This window comes from Janthinobacterium sp. GMG2 (assembly GCF_033949445.1).
GTDB lineage: Bacteria > Pseudomonadota > Gammaproteobacteria > Burkholderiales > Burkholderiaceae_D > Janthinobacterium > Janthinobacterium aestuarii.
This window is the reverse complement of the sequence record NZ_JAXAWA010000001.1, coordinates 507,420-523,184: the sequence shown is the minus strand read 5'-3', so window position 1 is coordinate 523,184 and position 15,765 is coordinate 507,420. Positions and strand designations below refer to the sequence as shown.

Genomic DNA, 15,765 nt, shown 5'->3' with positions numbered 1-15,765 from the left:
TAAGTAAGTAAGACGGTGGGATAAAAAACAGCAAGTGCAGGATTTTACCTGACGCCATGACTTTTTCCGCTTCGGAGTATCATCTCGCTCATGACGAACGATGCATTTGACGATAGCGCGCAGTTGCGCCTGGAAATCGCCGCCGCTGCCGCGCGCCTCGTGGCGCAGGACGGCGCCGACTATGGCAGCGCCAAGCGCAAGGCGGCGCGGCAAGTCCTGGGCGACGCGCCGAACCGGCCCAATATCCTGCCCGACAACGACATGATCGAGGAGCAGGTGCGGCAATACAATGCCCTGTTCCTGGCCGATAGCCAGCCGGCGCGGCTGTTCCAGCTGCGCACGATCGCGCTGCAGGTGATGGAAGCGTTGCAACAATTTCATCCCCTGCTCAGCGGCCCCGTGCTCAATGGCACGGCCGGCCCGCACGACGAGATCTATTTGCAGCTGTTTGCCGAGAGCGCCAAGGAAATCCACATCTTCCTGCTGAATAAAAATGTCGTGCTCGACATGTCGGAAAGCCCGCATTTCAAGGGGGCGCGTTATGATGCGGTCGAGACCGCCAGTTTCTTGTGGAAAAACGAAGGCGTGCACGCGGCCATGTATGAGCTCGACGATATGCGCGGCGCGCTGAAAGCCAAAGCGGATGGCAAGGTGCTGCGCACCGACATCGCCGGGCTGCGCAGCCTGCTGGCCGCCAGCCTCGCCGATGGTATGCCGGCTGCCGACTAACATTGATATAGATAAAGTTATGACAAAAAAGAATTGGATCGCGTGCGCCATCGTGGCGCTGATGTTTGGCGGCATGGGCGCTTACGTCGGTTTGAGCAAGGAAAAAGCCAAAGCAGCAGGGCCGCTGACGAGCACCATCGCGCCTGGCGCGACGGGTCCCGTCAACGAGCTGTATGCGCTGTCCCTGCCGGACGCGGCCGGCGCCACGCAAGCGTTGTCGCAATGGAAAGGCAAGAATGTGCTGGTCAATTTCTGGGCGCCATGGTGCCCGCCATGCGTGGAAGAAATGCCGGAGTTATCCGAAGTGCAAGGCCACTATGCGGCGAAAAACCTGCAGGTGATCGGCATCGGCATCGATTCGGCCAGCAATATTGCCACCTTTGCCAGCAAGTTCAAGATCGCCTATCCCGTGTATGTCTCCGGCATGAGCGGTACCGACCTGTCGCGCCATTTTGGCAATGCGACGGGCGGTTTGCCCTTTACGGTGCTGATCGGCGCCGATGGCGAAGTCAAAAAGACCTATCTTGGCCGCTTGAAATTTGATCAATTGCGCGCCGATCTGGATAAATTGTAAATTCGGAGCGTGCTTTTTTCTCTTGCCAATGCGTATCTTTGGCGGCAAAATGCGGAACTTTCGCTAAAACGGTCTTCCATACATGGCAAAAAACCTCCTTCTGCTCAACGGTCCCAACCTGAATTTGCTGGGAACGCGCGAGCCTGAGGTCTACGGCGCCAGCACCTTGGCCGATATCGAACAGGCAGCAATGGCGCAAGCCATGGCGGCCGGCGCCGACCTGGTCTGCTTTCAAAGCAACCACGAAGGCGCGCTGATCGACCGCATCCATGCCGCGCGAGCGGAAGGGATCGACGCCATCGTCATCAATCCGGGCGGCCTGACCCATACCAGCGTTGCCTTGCGCGATGCGCTGGCCGGGGTCGCCATCCCGTTCGTGGAAGTCCATATCTCGAATATTTATCAACGCGAGACGTTTCGACATCACTCATTTCTCAGCGCGATCGCGCAGGGGACGATCTGCGGGCTGGGTATCGATGGATATCGGTTTGCCATCGACTTTGCGCTTAAAAAACGTTAATCTACGCGATCTGCACGCATTTAGCGCGGCGATAGGTTCTTGGACATCACCGCATCACTCAAAAAACAAACTACATTCCTAGGGGTTTTACATGGATCTACGAAAACTCAAGACCTTGATCGACCTGGTCGCCGAATCGGATATCGCAGAGCTGGAAGTTACCGAAGGCGAAAGCAAGGTTCGCATCGTCAAATCGTCGGCCATGCCGCAAAACCAGATGGTCATGATGCAGCCGCAAGGCATGCAAGCCCAATACCAGCCAGCCGCGCCAGCCGCCGCTCCCGCTGCGGCAGCCGCCGTCGTGGTCGCCGCCGAGCCAACGGGCTATGTGGTCAAGTCGCCGATGGTCGGTACCTTCTACCGCTCGTCCGCTCCTGGCAGCGCCGCCTATGTTGAAGTGGGCTCGACCGTCAAGGAAGGTGATACCCTGTGCATCATCGAAGCGATGAAGCTCCTGAATGAAATCGACTCCGACAAAGCCGGTGTCGTGACCCAGATCCTGGTCGAAAACGGCCAACCGGTCGAATTCGGTCAACCCTTGTTTGTGATCGGCTAAAACCCAGTCCACACGGCCGGCAACGGCCGTTTGCAGTTTTAGCCCCTCACACTTGTTGTTTCGCCGGCTCGCCGGCTCTCACAGACATACGCGAACCTACCATGTTTGAAAAAATCCTGATTGCCAACCGTGGTGAAATTGCCCTCCGTATTCAGCGCGCCTGCCGCGAAATGGGCATTAAAACGGTTGTAGTCCACTCCGAAGCCGACAAGGACGCGAAATACGTCAAGCTGGCCGACGAATCCGTTTGTATCGGCCCGGCACAGTCGTCCCTGAGCTACCTGAACATGCCCGCCATCATCAGCGCCGCTGAAGTGACGGATGCGCAAGCGATTCACCCTGGCTATGGCTTCCTGTCGGAAAATGCCGACTTCGCCGAACGCGTCGAGAAATCGGGCTTCGTCTTCATCGGCCCCCGCTCGGAATCGATCCGTTTGATGGGCGATAAAGTATCGGCCAAGCAAACCATGATCAAGGCTGGCGTACCGTGCGTACCGGGTTCGGAAGGCGCGTTGCCCGACGATCCGAAAGCGATCGTGCAAATTGCCCGCAAAATCGGCTACCCGGTCATCATCAAGGCCGCCGGTGGCGGTGGCGGACGCGGCATGCGCGTCGTGCACACGGAAGCTGCCCTGATCAACGCCGTGGCGATGACCAAGACGGAAGCCGGCACAGCTTTCGGCAACCCTGAAGTGTATATGGAGAAGTACCTGGAAAATCCGCGCCACGTGGAAATCCAGATCCTCGCCGACGAACACAAGAACGCCGTCTGGCTGGGCGAGCGCGACTGCTCCATGCAGCGCCGCCACCAGAAAGTGATCGAAGAAGCACCAGCGCCGGGCATCCCGCGCAAGCTGATCGAGAAAATTGGCGACCGTTGCGCCGAAGCCTGCCGCAAGATCGGCTACCGCGGCGCCGGCACGTTTGAGTTCCTGTACGAAAACGGCGAGTTCTATTTCATTGAAATGAATACCCGCGTGCAGGTGGAACATCCGGTCACCGAGATGATCACCGGCATCGACATCGTGCAAGAGCAGATCCGCATCGCCGCCGGCGAAAAACTGCGTTTCCGCCAGCGCGACGTCTTGCTGTCGGGCCACGCCATCGAGTGCCGCATCAACGCCGAAGATCCATTCAAGTTCACGCCATCGCCAGGCAAGATCGTGTCGTGGCATGCACCGGGTGGCCCTGGCATCCGCGTCGATTCGCACGCCTACGCCGGCTACTACGTGCCGCCGCACTACGACTCGATGATCGGCAAAGTGATCGCTTACGGCGCCACGCGCGAGCAAGCGATCCGCCGCATGCAGATCGCCCTGTCCGAAATGGTGGTCGAAGGCATCAACACGAACATCGCCCTGCACCGCGAACTGATGATCGACGCGCGCTTCATCGAAGGCGGCACCAACATTCACTATCTGGAACAGAAGCTGGCCGACATGCCGGATCTGGGCAAGAACCTGAATGGCGGCAGCCCCAGCATCGCCAAGAAGTCCGAAATCAAGGCGGGCGCATGAGCTGGACGGAAATCGTCATCGAAATCGCCCGTGACAACGCCGAGGCCATGTCCGACGCGTTGATGGAAGCGGGCGCCCTGTCGGTGTCGGTGGAAGACGCCGATGAAGGCACGGAAGCCGAGCAGCCCCTGTTTGGCGAACCCGGCATGGAACCGAAGGAAGCGGCGTGGGAACGCAGCCGCGTGGTGGCGCTGACCGACGTCGACGCCGACCAGGCCGCCATCGTGGCCGCCGCAGCCCAGGCTGTCGGCATGACGGAAGTGCCCGCCTTTACCATGCGCCCCGTGGAAGAGCAGGACTGGGTGCGCCTGACGCAGTCGCAATTCGCACCGATTCACATCGGCAAGAATATCTGGGTCGTGCCCAGCTGGCACGAGGCACCGGACCCTGACGGCCTGATCCTGGAACTGGACCCTGGCCTGGCCTTCGGCACGGGCAGCCATCCGACCACGCGTTTGTGCATGGAGTGGCTGGAAGCCAATCCTGCTCCAGGCAAGACCGTGCTCGACTACGGTTGCGGCTCCGGCATCCTGGCCATGGTGGCCAAGAAACTGGGCGCGCAAACGGTAGCCGGCGTCGACATCGACCCGCAGGCGATCGAATCGGCGCGCGACAATGCCGAACGCAACCAGTGCGACATCGAATATTTCTTGCCAGACACGTTTGCCACGTCGGCACACGCCACAGCCAAGTTTGACATCGTCGTCGCCAACATCCTGTCGAGCCCATTGAAGCTGATGGCGCCGATGCTGTCGGGCCGTGTCGCCGATGGCGGCGCGCTGATCCTGTCCGGCGTGCTGGCACGCCAGGCCGAAGAAGTGGCCGCTGCCTACGCACCGTTCATCCAACTGGGCGTGTGGGCCGAGCAAGACGGCTGGGTGGCGCTGCATGGCCGCCTGGGTACAACGCAAGCGCCTGCGCCCCGCGCGGAAGGTGCATAAGCACAGCAATGGCCCTCGCCACCAAATGCCCCCATTGCAACACGATATTTCGGGTCGCTGCTGACCAATTGAAGTTACGTGGGGGCATCGTGCGCTGTGGCACGTGCAGAGAAGTGTTTGACGGCAATGCCGCGCTGGTCGATCCAGCTGCGGCATCGCCGTTTTTAACATCGGCCCCCGGCACTGCCGCCCCGCTGCCAGACAGTTACCCTGCCGACAACAGCCTGCCGTCCGCCACGGACGACGAACCCATTTATTCCCTCGATTTCGACACCTCGTTTGACCCGTTCGGCATCTTGCCGGAAACGGCGCAGCTCAAGGAAGATGAAGACGATGGCGAGCACATCGAGCTGGACCTCGACGTGGCACTGCCCGAAGAGGTACCGGCCGCCGCACCGCTCGACACACCGCTCGATATACCTGAAGCTGAAGAAACACCGGCGGAACTGCCCGAACAGCCCCTGCCCCAGCCGATGGCGCCTTTCAAGCGCCGCCAGGTCGATGACGCGCCCGCCTTTGTCACGTATCTGCGCGACAGCCGCCGCGAGCCGAACCTGGAAGCAGCGGCAGCCCCAGTCATCCCAGCCGAAAAAGTCAGCCTGGACAAGCCCGCGCCCGCGCGCCGGGAACCGACGCTGACTGACCACTCTTTCGAAGCGCTGCCCGCCGCACCCGTCGCGCCGGAACCAGCCGAAGAGCAGGAAGAACCTGTCCTGCCGCCAGCCGACGACGAGCCGGCCTTTGTAACCTTGGGACGGCGCCGCGAACAGAGCGGCAAGGCCTTGCGCATGGCCATGGCCGCCGGCTCGGCAGTACTGCTTTTGCTGCTATTCCTGCAAGTAATGACCACCTTCCGCAACCCGCTGGCGGCGCAATTTCCGCAGTGGAAGCCGACCCTGGTGGCGCTGTGCAAGCTCAGCGGCTGCCAGGTCGACTTGCCCGCGCAGATCGAGGCGCTGGCCATCGAGCAAGGCGAGTTGCAGACCTTGAAGGACCACACCTTTTCCTATGTCTCGCTGCTGCGCAACCAAAGCCGCAGCGTGCAAGCCTGGCCCAGCATCGAACTGATTCTCAACGACGCCAACGACAAGCCCGTCTTGCGCCGCGTGATCGCGCCGCGCGACTACCTGCCAGCCAATATCGACGTGAGCAAGGGCTTTGCGCCGCGCTCGGAACAAACCATCAAACTGTATTTTGCATTAGACCAGCTCACGGCGTCTGGCTACCATATCGCCATCTTTTACCCTTAACAGACACTATCATGACCAAAACATCGCTGATCTGCGGCTCGCTTGCCACCGACACCATCATGCAATTCCCCGGCCGCTTCGGCGAATCGCTGCTGGCCGACCAGTTGCACAAGGTGAACGTGTCCTTCCTCGTGCCCACCATGCGCACGGAGTTCGGCGGCTGCTCGGGCAACATCGCCTACAGCCTGAAAATGCTGGGCGGCGACCCGCGCATCGTCGGCGTCATGGGGCAAGACAGCGCCGCCTACCTGGAGCGCCTGCAAAAGCTGGGCATTTCCACCGCCAACATCCTGATCAAGGCCGACAGCTACAACGCGCAGTGCTTCGTCACGGCCGACGCGGACAATAACCAGATCAACGCCTTCCACCCGGGCGCCATGTCGTTTGCGCATGAAAACCCGATCGCCAATGCGGGCCCGGCCAAGGTCGCCATCATTTCGCCGGACGGCGACCAGGGCATGCTCAGGCACGCCGCCGACTTGGCCGAGCTGGGCATCCCCTTCATGTTCGACCCGGGACAGCAGTTGCCACGTTTCAATGGCGAACAGTTGATCGACTTCATCAACAAAGCCACGTATGTGTCGGCCAACGATTATGAAATGGAAATGTTGATGGAACGCACGGGCTTGACCCTGCCGGACATCGCCAGCCGCCTGGAAGCGCTGATCGTCACGCGCGGTGAAAAAGGGTCGGAAATCTATACGGACGGCAAGCGCATCGACATTCCTGTCGTGACCGCCAAGGAAGTGCTGGACCCGACCGGCTGCGGCGATGCCTACCGTGCAGGCTTGCTGTTCGGCATCACCAACGACCTGGGCTGGGAAACCAGCGGCCGTCTGGCCAGCCTGCTGGGCGCCATCAAGATCGCCACCCAGGGCGCGCAAAACCACGTGTTTACGCCAGAGAGCATCGCCGACCAGTTCGAAGCGGCGTTCGGTTACCGCTATTAATATGCAGGTCGGATGTGCGCGGCGCGGCCGCGCGTCATCCGGCAACATCATTGGCATGGCAAGTGCTGATGTCGGGTTACGCTACGCTAACCCGACCTACGCCACCATCATCGCACCACAATAATCATCCCCACCAGCACTTGCGCGATCTGCAACAGGATCAGCGCGACCAGCAACGACAGATCCAGGCTGCCGATCAACGGCACGACCTTGCGGATCGGACGCAGCAGCGGCTCGTTCAGGGCCCGCACGAACGGTGCCAGCGGCGCATGCGGATTGACCCAGCTGAAGATGGCTTCGATAATCAGCAAGGCCATGAAACCGTAGAGTATCCATTGCAGGAAGCGTTGCAGCGACTTGAGCAGCACCACTTCGACGGGATAGCCGGAAATAAACAGCACCGAGCTGGCCAGCAGCACGATCAGGAAGGCGCCGATCAGGCTGGCCCAGTCATACCCGCCCACACCCGGCACCACGCGGCGCAGGGGGCGCACCAGCCAGTCGGACAATTGAAACGTGAATTGCGCCACCGACGAGGGCGGCCGCACGCGCACCGCCTGCATCCAGAAGCGCAGCAGCAACACGCCGCCCAGCAAGGTAGCGATGGTATCAACGATCAATGTAAGGATAACGATCAGCACGACTAATTCTCCAAAAAAAAACCGCTGTGTGATTGAGTCACACAGCGGCGTGTTGCCTCATCCAGGCACCCGTATCGTGGAAATTACGATGGGCGGGTGCTGGTTGGGAATGGCCAGGCTGCAGCCGGTGCCAACACGGTTTTTGCTACAGGTGCGATAGGTGCCGATGGCTTGGCGACAGGAGCTGCCTTCTTCGGTGCGGCCTTTTTAGGCGCGGCCTTCTTGGCGGCTGGCTTGGCGGCCACGGCGGCTGGTGCCGCTGGAGCTGCTGCCGGCGCTGCTGCTGGTGCGGCTGCCACGACTGGCGCTGCGGCTGGCTTGGCGGCAGGTTTCGCTGCTGCTTTCGCTGCCGGCTTTGCTGCGACCTTGGCGGCTGGCTTCGCTGCAGCTTTTGCTGCTGGCTTGGCTGCCGGTTTTGCTGCGACCTTGGCAGCAGGTTTCGCTGCTGGCTTGGCTGCCGCTTTGGCTGCTGGCTTCGCTGCTACCTTGGCTGCTGGCTTCGCTGCTGCCTTTGCCGCTGGCTTCGCTGCTGCTTTTGCTGCCGGCTTCGCTGCTACCTTGGCCGCTGGCTTGGCTGCCGCCTTAGTTGCTGGCTTGGCTGCTACCTTGGCTGCCGGCTTGGCTGCCGCTTTGGCCGCTGGCTTCGCTGCAGCTTTTGCTGCTGGCTTGGCTGCTGCTTTTGCGGCTGGCTTCGCTGCTGCCTTGGCGACGACTTTTTTCGCTGCTGGCTTGGCTGCCGCTTTGGCGGCCGGTTTCGCTGCTGCCTTGGCTGCAGGTTTCGCTGCGGCTTTTTTCACTGCTGGCTTGGCTGCAGCTTTTGCTGCTGGCTTCGCTGCTGCTTTGGCGGCCGGCTTGGCTGCCGGTTTTGCTGCGGCTTTTTTCGCTGCTGGCTTGACTGCTGCCTTGGCGGCCGGTTTGGCTGCTGCCTTGGCGGCTGGTTTCGCTGCGGCTTTTTTCACTGCTGGCTTGGCTGCTGCTTTGGCGGCTGGTTTTGCTGCGGCTTTTGCCGCTGGCTTGGCGGCCGGTTTGGCTGCGGCTTTTTTCGCGACAGGCTTGGCTGCTGCCTTGGCGGCCGGTTTCGCTGCGGCTTTCGCTGCTGGCTTGGCTGCCGGCTTGGCGGCCGGTTTTGCTGCTGCCTTGGCCGCTGGTTTCGCTGCGGCTTTCGCTACTGGCTTGGCAGCCACTTTTGCTGCAGGCTTGGCTGCGGCTTTGGCGGCTGGTTTTGCTGCTGGTTTCGCTGCGGCTTTGGCAGCTGGTTTAGCGGCAACCGTCTTCGCTGCGGCTACCGGCTTCTTCGCGGCAGGAGCAGCCTTGGCGGCTGGTTTCTTTACTTCTGATTTCTTAGCGGCTGTTGCCATTTGTCTCTCCTTCATCTGAGATGAGAAATTTAAGCTACAAGATTTAAACCCGTCCGACCCACCACAGGGATAGGCCAGGCGAATTATTCATCGGCGCAAACGGTCGTTTGCGCTAATGAATTCGGCACCAGCTGAACTGCTGCAACTCCTCACGTTTGCAGCACTTCAGCCATCGTCGGTGCCACCCTGCTTTATCTCGCAGCTGGTGGCAAAGTCTGAATTCGGTCATTCGTTTTCGATGCCGTGCGTTTTTTCGCTCCTCGCATCGCGCTCGCCACAACACCGATGCGTCAAATAAAAAACCGCCATGCCTGAAAAAATTCGGGCACGGCGGCAGACGAAAACGGTGTGGTTTTGTGCATATCCGTGTAAATCTGTATCCCTGTTTTGCGAGGTTTTTTCGCTACCGCGCTGGTTAAAAAACCCCGCATTCTAACGCTCGCATTTGCAATCTCATAAAGTACACGAAAACCTTGTCAATGCGCAACCGGCACGACACGTTTTCGTCCGCTTTTTTGCACGATACGCGTGCTATCGCACAATCGCGCGGCAAATGCCGCCGCCAGCGTGTGCGGAAACGATATTTACACCCCGCCCCGCGCGCATTGGCGCCATCAAAAAAATGCGGTGCGGCGTGCGCGATGCGGCGAAAAAATGGCCGCACTTTTCTGCGCCACCACGCCACTGCACTTCATGAAAAAGCAGCGCGAAAAAAACGCGGCAGGCGATGCCGCAGCCGGTCTCCAGGATGATGGCGGCAGGCTGGAAAAAGCAGGCGAGGCTAGCGCGTGTCGCCGGAAGACGCAGGCCGGGAAAGCGCCAGCGCCGTATCGATGAAGGCGCGCAGTTTGGGCTGGCTTTGGGTACGGGCGGGAAAATACAGGAACAATCCGCTCGTCGGCGGCACGTAGTTTTCCAGCACCCGCAGCAAGCTGCCGCTGGCCAGGTCAGCTTCGATTTCCACATCGGGCATATACGCCAGGCCCAGACCCGAGCGCGCGAAATCGGCGATCAGCGTGGTGTCATTGACGACCAGGGGCGCGCCGGCTTGCACCAGAAATTCCTCGCCATCGCGCATGAAGCGCCAGCGGTGCAAGGCGCCGGAAGTATGGAAGCGATAGGCCAGCGTATCGTGGCGCATCAGGTCTTCCGGAATCAGCGGCCGCCCTTTCCGCTCGAAGTAGCCGGGCGCGCCAACCACGGACCAGCGCAAGTCCCCCGTCAGGCGTACGGCCACCATCTCCTGCTCCACCGACTGTCCCAGGCGGATGCCGGCGTCGTAACCGTGCGCCAGCAGATCAACGGCGCCATCGTCGAGCGACAGGTCGATGGTCACGTCAGGATAGCTGCCGCGAAAACGCGGTATCAATGCGCGCATCACCAGCGCGCCCAGCGCGCGCGGCACCGTCAGCCGCAAATGGCCGGCGGGCCGGTCGCGAAACATGGTCAGCGCGGCGAAGGCGTCATCGATTTGCCGGGTGGCGCCGGCCAGGCTGGCGTACAGGCCCGCGCCGGCTTCGGTGAAGGCGACATTGCGCGTATTGCGCTTGAAGAGCAGCACGCCATGCTGGCGCTCCATCACCTTGACCGCCTTGCTGACGGCCGTCACCGTCACGCCAAGCTGCAGTGCCGCGGCGCTGAAACTTTTGCGCTCGGCGACCGCGAGAAAGGTACGGATGCCATCGAGAGAGTTAGTTTTCATGCGCGATCACGCCGCCAATAATGAACCTGAAGTGCAAAGCCTATCACCCCTACGCTACTATTTCTCTGCAATTGAACGCCATATGATGGTCGCTCCCTACTCTCCATTGAAAGGAAGCACCATGTCTCTCCTCATGCCGGCCATCGTCGGCGACTACTTTAGCGCCGACAAGCATCACGATAGCAAGGCCGTGGCGCAATGCTTCACCGCCGATGGCGTCGTTCACGACGAAGGCCGGACCCACGCGAGCCATGCCGCCATCCAGGCCTGGAAAGAAGCTGGCAGCCAGCAGTACGGCGCCACCGTCAGCCCCATCGCGGCCGACACCCAGGGCGCGCGCTGCGTGGTCACCGGCAGCGTCAGCGGCAGTTTCCCCGGCAGCCCGCTGGCGCTGCGCTTTGTCTTCACGCTCGCCAGCAACCGCATCCAGGCCCTGGAAATCGGCGCATGAATACCGATTTCAAGGGCAAGCGCGTGCTGATCACGGGCCGCACCATCCCGACCGTGTGAGCCCGTTCAATAAGCTCGCCAGATAGCAAAAGGCCCCGCATTTGCGAGGCCTTTGTTACATACATGACTTGTGACGCTATCGGCTGGCTTATTCCCAGTTCAGCGCGCCGCCGGTCTGGTATTCCGTCACGCGCGTCTCGAAGAAGTTGCGTTCCTTCTTCATGTCGATCATTTCGCTCATCCACGGGAATGGATTTTCTTCCTGGGCGAACAGCGGCTCGATGCCGATCTGCTGCGCGCGGCGGTTGGCGATGAAGCGCAAATAGCCCTTGAACATCGGCGCGTTCAGACCCAGCACGCCGCGCGGCATGGTGTCTTCCGCGTATGCGTATTCCAGTTCCACGGCCTGCATGAACAACACTTTAATCTCTTCGCGGAATTCGGCCGTCCACAGCTGCGGGTTTTCCATCTTGATCGTGTTGATCAAGTCGATGCCGAAGTTGCAGTGCATCGATTCGTCGCGCAGGATGTACTGGTACTGCTCGGCCGCGCCCATCATCTTGTTCTGGCGGCCCAACGCCAGGATCTGCGTGAAGCCGACGTAGAAGAACAAGCCTTCCATCAGGCAGGCAAACACGATCAGGGATTTGAGCAGCTTCTGGTCGTTTTCCACCGTGCCGGTGACGAACGCCGGGTCGGTCAGGGTGTTGATGAACGGGATCAGGAATTCATCCTTGTCGCGGATCGACTTGACTTCGTTGTACGCGTTGAAGATCTCGCCTTCGTCCAGGCCCAGCGATTCGACGATGTACTGGTAGGCGTGCGTGTGGATCGCTTCCTCGAACGCCTGGCGCAGCAGGTACTGGCGGCACTCGGGCGCCGTGATGTGGCGGTAGGTGCCCAGCACGATATTGTTGGCGGCCAGCGAGTCGGCCGTCACGAAGAAGCCCAGGTTGCGCTTGACCAGGCGGCGCTCGTCGTCCGTCAGGCCGTTCGGGTTTTTCCACAGCTCGATATCGCGCTGCATGTTCACTTCCTGCGGCATCCAGTGGTTGGCGCAGCCGGCCAGGTATTTGTCCCATGCCCATTTGTACTTGAACGGCACCAGCTGGTTGACGTCCGTCTTGCCGTTGATGATGCGCTTGTCGTCGGCATTCACGCGGCGCGCCACTTGCTCGGCGTTCGCTTCGGACGGCTCGGCACCTGCCGGCAGGTTCAATTCGGTATTACCCAGTGGCGCTTGCTGCGCCGGACGCGGCACAGCTGCCGACGTGGTTTCATCATCCCAGGACAACGACATATTCTTCTTCCTTTCCATGCCGGCGAGCCGGCGATCCGCAACAGGCCCGTTGAATCGGACAATGCGGATATTGACAACATTGAATCAGCCCAGACGCTCTGGGCTGACAACTTTAAATTTTTTAAAAACCGTCGCGAGCAAGCCCGATATCGGGTCGAGTAGCGCAGCCGTACTTTAGTACGGTGAGCAACACAGAACCCGAGAGGGGGCTGCGCAGCAGGTTTTTACTGGCAGGCTTCGCACTCTTCGAAACCGTCATCACCTGGGCGCAGGTAGCAGGCTTCGCCATCGGCGTCGTCCGCTGCCGCCGCCACCACTGGTGCCACGGCCACCGCTGCTGCCGCCACGACCGCTGCCTGGGCGCTTTGCGCGCTGGCCGACATGCCGCCGTCGACAGCCACGGCGTTCAGGGCACCCGTCTTGGAGGTCGATTTCTCCATGTGGGTAGCGGCGATGGTACGCAGGTAGTAGGTGGTTTTCAGGCCACGCAGCCATGCCAGCTTGTAGGTTTCGTCCAGCTTCTTGCCCGATGCGCCAGCCATGTAGATGTTCAGCGACTGGGCCTGGTCGATCCACTTCTGGCGACGCGAAGCCGCTTCCACCAGCCAGCTTGGCGACACTTCAAAGGCCGTGGCATAGATATCGCGCAGGTCTTGCGGGATGCGGTCGATCTTCACCAGCGAGCCGTCGAAGTACTTCAGGTCCGAGATCATGACTTCATCCCACAGGTCGCGCGCCTTCAGGTCGCGCACCAGGTAGCCGTTGATCTCGGTGAATTCGCCCGACAGGTTCGATTTCACGTACAGGTTCTGGAACGTCGGCTCGATACAGGCCGACACGCCGATGATGTTCGAAATCGTCGCCGTCGGGGCGATCGCCACGCAGTTCGAATTGCGCATGCCGAACTTGGCGATGCGTTCGCGCACCGGAGTCCAGTCCATGGCCGACGAGGAATCGACTTCCAGGTAGCCGCCGCGCTCTTCGGCCAGCAGTTTGACCGAATCCTGCGGCAGGATGCCGCGGTCCCACAACGAGCCGGCGTACGACTCATAGCGGCCGCGCTCTTCGGCCAGTTCCGTCGACGCCAGGTAGGCGTAGTAGCAGACGGCTTCCATCGAGGTGTCGGCAAACGATACGGCAGCGTCCGAGGCGAACGGCACGCGCATCATGTGCAGGCAGTCCTGGAAGCCCATCACGCCCATGCCGACCGGACGGTGGCGCATGTTCGAATTGCGCGCCTTGTCGACGGCGTAGTAGTTGATGTCGATGACGTTGTCGAGCATGCGCATGGCGGTGCGGATGGTCTTGGCCAGCTTGACGTGATCGAGCTTGCCTTCCTTCATGTGCGCCGGCATGTTGACGGAACCGAGGTTGCAGACGGCGATTTCGTCAGGACCCGTGTTCAGCGTGATTTCCGTGCACAGGTTCGAGCTGTGGACGACGCCGACGTGCGACTGCGGGCTGCGGATGTTGCAAGGATCCTTGAACGTGATCCATGGGTGGCCCGTTTCAAACAGCATCGACAGCATCTTGCGCCACAGGTCCAGCGCGGCGATCTTTTTGAAGACGCGGATTTCGCCGGCGGCGGCCTTGGCTTCGTAGCCCAGGTAAGCCTGTTCAAAGGCCTTGCCGACCTTGTCGTGCAGGTCTGGCGTGTCCGATGGCGAGAACAGGGTCCAGTCGCCTTTTTCCATGACGCGCTTCATGAACATGTCGGGAATCCAGTTCGCCGTGTTCATGTCGTGGGTGCGGCGGCGGTCGTCGCCCGTGTTCTTGCGCAGGTCGAGGAATTCCTCGATGTCCATGTGCCAGGTTTCCAGGTAGGCGCAGACGGCGCCCTTGCGTTTGCCGCCCTGGTTGACTGCCACGGCCGTGTCGTTGACCACTTTCAGGAACGGTACCACGCCTTGCGACTTGCCGTTGGTGCCCTTGATGTGGGCGCCCAGGGCGCGCACTGGCGTCCAGTCGTTGCCCAGGCCGCCGGCAAACTTGGCCAGCAGCGCATTGTCCTTGATGGCGTCGTAGATGCCTTCCAGGTCATCGGAGACGGTGCTCAGGTAGCACGACGACAGCTGCGAGCGCAGGGTGCCCGAATTGAACAGGGTCGGCGTCGAGCTCATGAAGTCGAACGAGGACAGCAGGCTGTAGAACTCGATGGCGCGCGCTTCGCGGTCCGCTTCGTTCAGCGCAAGGCCCATGGCCACGCGCATGTAGAACGCTTGCGGCATTTCGATGCGCACGTCCTGGATGTGCAGGAAGTAGCGGTCATACAGGGTTTGCAGGCCGATGTAGCCGAACTGCAAGTCGCGGTCGGCGACGATGGCTTTCGCCAGGCGCTCCAGGTCGAAACTGGCGAGTACCGGGTTCAGCAGCTCGGCGGCGATACCCTTGGCAATGTATTGCGGGAAATACGTCAGGTATTCGGCGGCAGCGGCCGCTTGCGGCACTTCCTTGCCGAACACTTCCTTGCGCACCGTGTGTAGCAGGATGCGGGCCGTGACCTGGCTGTAGGCCGGATCTTTTTCCATCAGCGCGCGCGCCGCCAGGATGGCCGACTTGTGCAGCTCTTCGACAGGCACGCCGTCGTACAGGTTTTTCACGGTTTCAGCCAGGATGGCGTCGGCATCGACGTGCTTTTCCAGGCCGGCGCAGGCGGCATTGATCAGGTCGCGCACTTCCTGCATGTCCAGCAGGCGGCGCACGCCGTTGTCGGTGACGTTCAGCTGGGGCGCGGTCACTTGCGCGGACGCGCCTTGCGCTTCCTTCTGCAGGCGGCGCTCTTCCATGTGCTTGGCGCGGTACAGCACGTAGGCACGCGCCACGTCGTGCTCGCCCGAACGCATCAGCGACAGTTCCACCTGGTCTTGCACGTCTTCGATATGGAAGGTGCCGCCGCCCGGATGGCGGCGCACCAGCGCGGCGACGACGCCGTCGGTCAGCTGTTCCACCAGTTCGCGGATGCGTGCCGAGGCTGCGCCCTGGCCGCCGTTAACGGCCAAAAACGCCTTGGTCATGGCGATGGCGATCTTCGAAGGCTCAAATGCCACCACCGCACCGTTGCGGCGGATGATGCGATAGTCGCCCAATGCCGCGCCCGTGCTCGCCACGCTGTTGGCCGCGCCTGGCGCTGGCGATACTGGCGTTGGATGGATGGAAATATCTTGTGGTGATTGCATTGAAGCTCCCGTTGTCAGCTAAAGTCAGCCTGCAGTTTTGCTGCCGCGTGTGTTGTTGAATAGAACGCCCGATGGTCAGGGTTTCTTCAGGTATTTGTTGC

General features: G+C 61.0%; 15 protein-coding genes. 11 read left to right on the top strand and 4 right to left on the bottom strand.

All coding sequences use genetic code 11. The annotated features are described in order from the left end of the window. The first annotated feature begins 90 nt into the window (after positions 1–90). The 8 genes from SKZ59_RS02325 (at position 91) to SKZ59_RS02290 (ending at position 7,037) form a co-directional block, all read left to right on the top strand. Positions 91–729 (top strand): hypothetical protein, encoded by a 639-nt coding sequence (locus tag SKZ59_RS02325; RefSeq protein WP_072455056.1) that lies wholly within the window; start codon positions 91–93, stop codon positions 727–729. Positions 730–748: 19 nt separating this feature from the next. Then, complete coding sequence (locus SKZ59_RS02320; protein WP_046684230.1) at positions 749–1,303, top strand: TlpA family protein disulfide reductase; 555 nt, start codon at positions 749–751, stop codon at positions 1,301–1,303. 82 nt (positions 1,304–1,385) lie between these two features. Next, positions 1,386–1,823: a type II 3-dehydroquinate dehydratase gene (gene aroQ / locus SKZ59_RS02315; RefSeq protein ID WP_034746628.1), complete on the top strand. Its 438-nt coding sequence runs from the start codon at positions 1,386–1,388 to the stop codon at positions 1,821–1,823. Between the two features lie 91 nt (positions 1,824–1,914). Next, positions 1,915–2,379 (top strand): acetyl-CoA carboxylase biotin carboxyl carrier protein, encoded by a 465-nt coding sequence (gene accB / locus SKZ59_RS02310; protein ID WP_046684231.1) that lies wholly within the window; start codon positions 1,915–1,917, stop codon positions 2,377–2,379. Between the two features lie 101 nt (positions 2,380–2,480). Further along, the gene (gene accC / locus SKZ59_RS02305) at positions 2,481–3,896 is read left to right on the top strand and encodes an acetyl-CoA carboxylase biotin carboxylase subunit (protein WP_034746622.1); all 1,416 of its coding nucleotides are present in this window, start codon (positions 2,481–2,483) and stop codon (positions 3,894–3,896) included. Then, complete coding sequence (prmA, locus tag SKZ59_RS02300) at positions 3,893–4,837, top strand: 50S ribosomal protein L11 methyltransferase (protein WP_319990701.1); 945 nt, start codon at positions 3,893–3,895, stop codon at positions 4,835–4,837. The genes accC and prmA overlap by 4 nt, the downstream gene beginning before the upstream one ends. Before the next feature lie 8 nt (positions 4,838–4,845). Next, entirely contained in the window at positions 4,846–6,087 is a 1,242-nt protein-coding gene (locus SKZ59_RS02295; RefSeq protein WP_319990700.1) for a DUF3426 domain-containing protein, read from the top strand. Between the two features lie 11 nt (positions 6,088–6,098). Beyond that, positions 6,099–7,037 carry a carbohydrate kinase family protein gene (locus SKZ59_RS02290; RefSeq protein WP_319990699.1) on the top strand — a complete coding sequence of 313 codons (939 nt, stop codon included), beginning with the start codon at positions 6,099–6,101 and terminating at the stop codon, positions 7,035–7,037. 107 nt (positions 7,038–7,144) lie between these two features. On the opposite strand, the gene SKZ59_RS02285 is transcribed toward SKZ59_RS02290, so the two are convergent. Further along, positions 7,145–7,678 (bottom strand): YggT family protein, encoded by a 534-nt coding sequence (locus tag SKZ59_RS02285; RefSeq protein ID WP_034746613.1) that lies wholly within the window; start codon positions 7,676–7,678, stop codon positions 7,145–7,147. Between the two features lie 253 nt (positions 7,679–7,931). On the opposite strand from SKZ59_RS02285, the gene SKZ59_RS02280 reads away from it, so the two are divergent. Both SKZ59_RS02280 and SKZ59_RS02275 read left to right on the top strand, forming a co-directional pair. Next, positions 7,932–8,264 carry a hypothetical protein gene (locus SKZ59_RS02280; RefSeq protein ID WP_319990698.1) on the top strand — a complete coding sequence of 111 codons (333 nt, stop codon included), beginning with the start codon at positions 7,932–7,934 and terminating at the stop codon, positions 8,262–8,264. Positions 8,265–8,284: 20 nt separating this feature from the next. Beyond that, positions 8,285–9,055 carry a hypothetical protein gene (locus SKZ59_RS02275; protein ID WP_319990697.1) on the top strand — a complete coding sequence of 257 codons (771 nt, stop codon included), beginning with the start codon at positions 8,285–8,287 and terminating at the stop codon, positions 9,053–9,055. 762 nt (positions 9,056–9,817) lie between these two features. Here the strand turns inward: SKZ59_RS02275 and SKZ59_RS02270 are convergent. Beyond that, positions 9,818–10,738, bottom strand: coding sequence for a LysR family transcriptional regulator (locus tag SKZ59_RS02270; RefSeq protein ID WP_034746607.1), 921 nt, complete (start codon positions 10,736–10,738; stop codon positions 9,818–9,820). A gap of 121 nt (positions 10,739–10,859) precedes the next feature. On the opposite strand from SKZ59_RS02270, the gene SKZ59_RS02265 reads away from it, so the two are divergent. Then, a complete protein-coding gene (locus tag SKZ59_RS02265; protein ID WP_319990696.1) occupies positions 10,860–11,189 on the top strand; it encodes a nuclear transport factor 2 family protein in 330 nt (109 codons plus the stop codon). A gap of 147 nt (positions 11,190–11,336) precedes the next feature. Here the strand turns inward: SKZ59_RS02265 and SKZ59_RS02260 are convergent, their stop codons facing one another. Together SKZ59_RS02260 and SKZ59_RS02255 are read right to left on the bottom strand one after the other, a co-directional pair. Further along, the gene (locus tag SKZ59_RS02260; RefSeq protein WP_034746600.1) at positions 11,337–12,488 is read right to left on the bottom strand and encodes a ribonucleotide-diphosphate reductase subunit beta; all 1,152 of its coding nucleotides are present in this window, start codon (positions 12,486–12,488) and stop codon (positions 11,337–11,339) included. A gap of 224 nt (positions 12,489–12,712) precedes the next feature. Beyond that, positions 12,713–15,664, bottom strand: coding sequence for a ribonucleoside-diphosphate reductase subunit alpha (locus tag SKZ59_RS02255; RefSeq protein ID WP_034746597.1), 2,952 nt, complete (start codon positions 15,662–15,664; stop codon positions 12,713–12,715). Positions 15,665–15,765 lie beyond the last annotated feature (101 nt).

Coding starts and splice junctions, on each gene's coding strand:
- prmA (WP_319990701.1), top strand. CDS start 3,893: ATGAGCTGGACGGAAATCGTCATCGAAATCGCCCGTGACAACGCCGAG.
- SKZ59_RS02270 (WP_034746607.1), bottom strand. CDS start 10,738: ATGAAAACTAACTCTCTCGATGGCATCCGTACCTTTCTCGCGGTCGCC.
- aroQ (WP_034746628.1), top strand. CDS start 1,386: ATGGCAAAAAACCTCCTTCTGCTCAACGGTCCCAACCTGAATTTGCTG.
- SKZ59_RS02320 (WP_046684230.1), top strand. CDS start 749: ATGACAAAAAAGAATTGGATCGCGTGCGCCATCGTGGCGCTGATGTTT.
- SKZ59_RS02295 (WP_319990700.1), top strand. CDS start 4,846: ATGGCCCTCGCCACCAAATGCCCCCATTGCAACACGATATTTCGGGTC.
- SKZ59_RS02290 (WP_319990699.1), top strand. CDS start 6,099: ATGACCAAAACATCGCTGATCTGCGGCTCGCTTGCCACCGACACCATC.
- SKZ59_RS02325 (WP_072455056.1), top strand. CDS start 91: ATGACGAACGATGCATTTGACGATAGCGCGCAGTTGCGCCTGGAAATC.
- SKZ59_RS02260 (WP_034746600.1), bottom strand. CDS start 12,488: ATGTCGTTGTCCTGGGATGATGAAACCACGTCGGCAGCTGTGCCGCGT.
- accB (WP_046684231.1), top strand. CDS start 1,915: ATGGATCTACGAAAACTCAAGACCTTGATCGACCTGGTCGCCGAATCG.
- SKZ59_RS02265 (WP_319990696.1), top strand. CDS start 10,860: ATGTCTCTCCTCATGCCGGCCATCGTCGGCGACTACTTTAGCGCCGAC.
- accC (WP_034746622.1), top strand. CDS start 2,481: ATGTTTGAAAAAATCCTGATTGCCAACCGTGGTGAAATTGCCCTCCGT.
- SKZ59_RS02255 (WP_034746597.1), bottom strand. CDS start 15,664: ATGCAATCACCACAAGATATTTCCATCCATCCAACGCCAGTATCGCCA.